Origin of the sequence: Nguyenibacter vanlangensis (genome assembly GCF_013376155.1) — a bacterium.
Classification (GTDB): domain Bacteria; phylum Pseudomonadota; class Alphaproteobacteria; order Acetobacterales; family Acetobacteraceae; genus Gluconacetobacter; species Gluconacetobacter vanlangensis.
This window is the reverse complement of the sequence record NZ_JABXXP010001113.1, coordinates 1-687: the sequence shown is the minus strand read 5'-3', so window position 1 is coordinate 687 and position 687 is coordinate 1. Positions and strand designations below refer to the sequence as shown.

Genomic DNA, 687 nt, shown 5'->3' with positions numbered 1-687 from the left:
GCGCAGCGCGGTGCGCTCGGCAGCCTTGTCCATCGCCAGCGCCGAGGCGCGCACGCCGGAATGGGTATAGGGGATGTTCATCCAGTCCAGCACGCCCTGGATCGATCCGTCCTCGCCGAAGCGGCCATGGAGCGCGTTGAACACGACGTCGGGCCTGTGGTCGGTCAGGTCGGCGACGATGGCGCCGAGATCGGGGCCGGCGTCGATCACGCGGACGTCGAATCCTTCCTCGCGCAGTGCCGCGCTGATTCCGGCGCCGCTGGACAGGCTGACCCTGCGTTCGGCGGAGAGGCCGCCCATGAGCACGGTGATCTTGCGCGGTGCGGTCATGCGGGGTCTCCGGCAGGGGATGGGATAGAGGCAGGGTCGGGGCGGCCGATGCGCTTGATTTCCCAATGGAGCGCGATGCCGGTGGCGGCCTGGACGCGGCTGCGCACCGTCTCGCCCAGCGTTTCAAGCTCGGCGGCGGTGGCGGTGCCGGTGTTGAGCATGAAATTGCAGTGTTTTTCGCTGACCTGCGCGCCGCCCAGGGCCAAGCCGCGGCAGCCGGCCGCGTCGATGAGCTGCCAGGCCTTGCGGTCGGTGAGGGCCGGGTCGGGATTGCGGAAGGTCGAGCCGCCGGTGCGGGCGCGGACGGGCTGCGACTCCTCGCGCGACTGGCGGATGGCGGCGATGGATCGGCGGATC

2 pseudogenes are annotated in these 687 nt (G+C 70.6%); both read right to left on the bottom strand.

What is annotated here, in order from left to right:
- A pseudogene (locus tag HUK84_RS21565) lies at positions 1-330 on the bottom strand (D-alanine--D-alanine ligase); the annotation flags it as partial.
- Positions 327-687, bottom strand: a pseudogene (locus HUK84_RS21560) (UDP-N-acetylmuramate dehydrogenase); the annotation flags it as partial. The pseudogenes HUK84_RS21565 and HUK84_RS21560, both read right to left, overlap by 4 nt.